The sequence below is a fragment of the Streptomyces sp. NPDC006529 genome, from assembly GCF_040611795.1.
GTDB lineage: Bacteria > Actinomycetota > Actinomycetes > Streptomycetales > Streptomycetaceae > Streptomyces.
The window spans coordinates 1-5003 of the sequence record NZ_JBEXPB010000103.1 but is presented as its reverse complement, the minus strand read 5'-3'; the positions used below and the strand labels follow the sequence as shown (position 1 = coordinate 5003).

The 5003-nt window shown below is 73.7% G+C and carries 2 protein-coding genes; both read left to right on the top strand.

Annotation, left to right across the window (positions count from 1 at the left end; genetic code table 11):
• Positions 1–3282 (top strand): SDR family NAD(P)-dependent oxidoreductase (locus tag ABZY31_RS31065; protein WP_356417009.1); only part of this gene is annotated, 3282 nt, incomplete at its 5' end.
• Between the two features lie 195 nt (positions 3283–3477).
• A partial coding sequence (locus ABZY31_RS31060) for a beta-ketoacyl synthase N-terminal-like domain-containing protein (protein WP_356417007.1) occupies positions 3478–5003 on the top strand: 1526 nt, incomplete at its 3' end.

The following is a 5003-nucleotide window of genomic DNA, read 5'->3' as shown; positions in this document are numbered from 1 at the left end:
GCCGTGCGCTTCGCCGACGGGATCGGCGCCCTGGAGGCCGCGGGCGTGACGACGTACGTCGAACTCGGCCCCGACGGTGTCCTGTCCGCCCTCGGACAGGACTGCACCACCGCCGAGGACACTGTTTTCGTCCCCGCCCTGCGCGCGGGCCGCCCCGAGGCGCAGGCGTTGCTCGCCGCCCTCGGCCGGGTCCACGTCCGGGGTGTCACCGTCGACTGGGCTGCCCCCTACGCGGAGACCGGCGCCCAGCGCGTCGACCTGCCCACGTACGCGTTCCAGCGCGAGCGCTACTGGGTCGATGCCTTCGCCCCGCTGGAGGACGCCGCCTCCCTCGGGATCCAGCCGGCCGGGCACCCGTTGCTCGGAGCGGCGGTCGAACTGCCGGACACGGGCGGGTTCCTGTTCACCGGCCGGCTGTCCCGCCGTACGCACCCGTGGCTGGCCGAGCACGTCGTGGCCGACTCCGTGGTCGTGCCCGGCGGGGCCCTCGTCGAACTCGCCCTGCGGGCCGCGGAGGCGGCCGGCTGCGACCGGATCGCCGAGCTGATGGCCGAGGCGCCCCTGGTGCTCCCCGAGACCGGGGCCGTCCAACTGCGGGTCACCGTCGGCGGAGCGGACGGCGAAGGCCGCCGCACGGTGCAGGTGCACAGCCGCTCGGAGCAGCCCGGCACGGATGCCCCGGACGCGGGCGCCTGGTCCCGGCACGCCACCGGATTCCTGGCCGACGGCGAGCACGACGCAATGGGCGTGACCACCGACTCTGCCGATTTCGGTGGCTTCGCCGAGAGCGGCACCGCATGGCCGCCCGTCGGGGCCGAGGAGGTCGCCACCGAGGAGGTGTACGACCGGCTCATGGCCGCCGGGCTCTACCACGGCCCGGCGCTCAAGGTCTTGGACGGGGTCTGGGTGCGCGGCGACGAGGTCTTCGCGCAGGCCCGCCTCGCGGACGAACTCGGCGCCGCGGCGAATGGGTTCGCCCTGCATCCCGCGCTGCTCGACGCCGTCGGACAGGCGCTGGGCGCCACCGGCACGGTCGGCCGGGAGCCGGCCGCCTGGCGCGGGATCCGGCTGCACGCGACCGGAGCGGACGCGCTGCGCCTGCGGATCACGACCGCCGGTGCGGACACCGTGTCCGTCGCCCTGGCCGACGGGCAGGGCGCGCCCCTCGCCTCCATCGGCGCCCTTGTGATGCGGGAGCTGGACATCGATCGGTTCGCCGCGGTCCCCGCGGCCGATGGCGTCCACGACTCGCTGTTCCGCCTGGACTGGGTGCGCACGCCGGTCCCCGCCCGCTCCGCGGCCGCGGACCTGGTGGTCGTCGGCGACACCACCGGCAGCATCACCACCGCCCTCACCGCCGGTGCTCCCCTCACTGCGTACGACGACCTCGCCGCCCTGGACGCGGCCGTCGGCGCCGGCCGGCAGCCACTGCCCGACACCGTGGTCGTACCGCTCCTGACACCCACCGGGGGCGGGAAGTCGACCGGGGGCGGGGAGGCCACCGCCGACCTTGCCCGTGCGGTGAAAGACATGACGCACCGTGCGCTCGCGCTGGTGCAGGGCTGGCTGGACAACGGTCGCTTCGCCGGTGCGCGGCTCGCCGTCGTCACCCGCGGTGCGGTGGCCGCCCACGCGGATCCCGAACCGGGGGACCTGGCAAGCACCCCGGTGTGGGGGCTGCTGCGCTCCGCGCAGACCGAGCACCCCGACCGGTTCGTGCTCGTCGACCTCGACGACGCCGACCCCTCCGGCCGGGTCCTGGCGGGCGCCCTCTGCTCCGATGAGCCCGAACTGGCCGTGCGCGGCGGGGTGCTGTACGCGCCGCGCCTCGCCCGGATGGAGGCCGACCCGGCCCCGGCCGGAGCGGCCCGGCTCGACACCGACGGCACCGTACTGATCACCGGAGCCGGTGGCGGCCTGGCGGGTCTCCTGGCCCGGCACCTGGTCGCCGAACACGGGGTGCGGCACCTCCTGCTCACCGGCCGTGCGGGCGGCGGCACCGAGTCCGCGGCCGAACTCACCGCGCAGTTGGTGCAGTCGGGGGCAGAGGTCACCTGGGCGGCGTGCGACGTGGCCGACCGGGACGCGCTGGCCGCGGTCCTGGCGTCCGTACCGGCCGAGCGCCCGCTGACGGCGGTCGTCCACACGGCAGCGGTCCTCGACGACGGCGTCGTGGACCTGCTCACCCCGGAGCGCGTTGACCGGGTCCTGCGGCCGAAGGTCGACGGCGCCCTCCACCTGCACGAACTGACCAGGGACCTCGACCTGTCGGCGTTCGTCATGTTCTCCGCGGCCGCCGGCACCCTCGGTGGCGCCGGTCAGGCCAACTACGGCGCGGCGAACGTCTTCCTCGACGCCCTCGCGCAGCACCGGCGGGCCCGCGGTCTCACCGCGCTCTCCCTGGCCTGGGGCATGTGGGCAGAGGAACGCGGCATGGCGGGCCGCCTCACCGGCGCGGAGCGCGAACGGGCCGCCCGCGGCGGCGTCGCACCACTGTCGGCGCAGGACGGCCTGGCGCTGTTCGATCTGGCCCTCTCGGTCCAGGACGAGCCGGTCCTGCTGCCGGTCGCGGTCGACCTCCCGACCCTGCGGGCGCGGGCGGCGGACGGAGGGATCCTCCCCGTCTTCCGCGGCCTGGTCCGCACCCCGGCGCGGCCGCGCCGGGCGGTCGGCCAGGCCGGGGCTCCGGGCACCACGGCGGCGGAGACGGCGGCGCCCGGCTCCACCGCGGCGGCGGGGGAGACCCTGGCCCAGCGGTTGGCCGAGCTGTCGGCCGCCGAGCAGGAGCGGACCGTACGGGACCTCGTCCGCGGCCAGGTGGCCGGTGTCCTCGGATACCGGTCGGTGGAACACGTCGGAGAGGAGCAGGCCTTCAAGGACCTGGGCTTCGACTCGCTCACCGCGGTCGAGCTGCGCAACCGGCTCGGCGCGGCAGCCGGGCTCCGGCTGCCCGCGACGCTGATCTACGACCACCCGACCACGGCCGCCCTCGCCCGGCACCTGCTGAGCGAGGTCGCACCGGACGGCTCCGCAGGACGGACCGTGTCCGTACTGGAGGAAATCGACCGGCTGGAGAGCGTGTTCTCCTCGCTGGACCCGGCGGAACTGGCCGCCGCGGCCGACGACGACGCGGCCCACGCACGCGTCGCGGTACGCCTCCAGACCCTGCTCGCCCAGTGGAACGACGCCCGCTCGACGGACGAGAACACGGCCGGTGAGATCGAGGACGCGAGCGACGACGAACTCTTCGCGCTCATCGACAAGAAGTTCGGACAGAGCTGAACCCCAGCCGCCCCCAGGCCGTACCGCCGGGACCCCTGTTCCGGCGGTACGGTCTCCGGCTCGCCGGAATTCCTCAAATATCCTCGGGCTCCCCTGATCCGTCCCGAATGACCTGCACCGCATGCTCCGCCCCGAACTCCTTGAAGTCCCTTGAGTCCCTCCACGGTCTCGACCACGCGAATAGGTGAAGCGCCAGTGGCGAACGAAGCAAAGCTCCGCGAATACCTCAAGAAGGTCACGACGGATCTCGACGAGGCGTACGGACGTCTGCGCGACATCGAGAGCCAGTCCCACGAGCCGATTGCCATCACGGCCATGAGCTGCCGCTTCCCAGGAGGTGTCGGCACCCCCGAGGAACTCTGGGAGCTTCTGTCCTGCGGCGGCGACGCCCTCACCGCGTTCCCCACGGACCGGGGCTGGGACCTTGACCACCTCTTCTCCGACGACCCGGACGAGCAGGGCACCTCGCACACGCGCGAGGGCGGCTTCCTGACGGGCGCCTCCGCCTTCGACGCCGACTTCTTCGGGATCTCTCCGCGCGAGGCCATGGCCATGGACCCGCAGCAGCGCCTGTTGCTGGAGACCACGTGGGAAGCCTTCGAGCGCGCCGGGATCGACCCGCACGGCCTGCGCGGCAGCCAGTCCGGCGTCTTCGTCGGCATGAACGGATCCGACTACCTCACCCCGCTGCTGGAGGCGCCCGAGGACTACGCCGGCCACCTCGGCACCGGCAACGCTTCCAGCGTTTTGTCCGGTCGCATCTCGTACACCTTCGGCCTGGAGGGGCCGGCGGTCACCGTCGACACCGCCTGCTCCGCCTCCCTCGTCGCCCTGCACCTCGCCGTGCAGGCACTGCGCGCCGGGGAGTGTTCGCTCGCCGTCGCGGGCGGTGTGCACGTGATGTCCACCCCCGGGCTCTTCGTGGAGTTCACCAAGCAGCGCGGACTGTCCCGGGACGGCCGTTGCAAGGCCTTCGCGGCAGGAGCCGACGGATTCGGCCCGGCCGAGGGGGTCGGCATCCTGCTGCTGGAGCGGCTCTCCGACGCCCGCCGCAACGGGCACCCGGTCCTGGCCGTCGTCCGGGGCTCGGCCGTCAACCAGGACGGCGCGAGCAACGGCCTCACCGCCCCGAACGGACCTGCCCAGCAGCGCGTCATCCGCCAGGCCCTGGCCAACGCCAGGCTCTCCGCGGACCAGGTCGACGTGGTGGAGGCGCACGGGACGGGTACGTCGCTGGGTGACCCGATCGAGGCGCAGGCGCTGCTGGCCACCTACGGCCAGGACCGCCCGGAGGACCGGCCGCTGCTGCTCGGCTCGGTCAAGTCGAACATCGGGCACACCCAGGCCGCGGCCGGTGTGGCCGGTGTGATCAAGATGGTGCTTGCCATGCAGCGGGGCGTGGTCCCGCAGACCCTGCACGTGGACGACCCGTCGCCCCATGTGGACTGGGAGTCGGGCGCGGTGGCACTGCTCACGGAGCGGACCGCCTGGCCCGAGACGAACCGTCCTCGGCGTGCGGGTGTGTCGTCGTTCGGTTTCAGTGGGACGAATGCGCATGTGATCGTGGAGCAGGCTCCGGTCCTCGAGGGTGAGGGTGTGGCGGGGGAGGGTGAGCGTTCGAATCTCCCGGTGGTGCCGTGGGTGTTGTCGGGTAAGAGTGCGGGTGCGTTGCGGGCGCAGGCGGAGCGGTTGGCCGCGGTGGATGTGGCCGGTGTGGATCC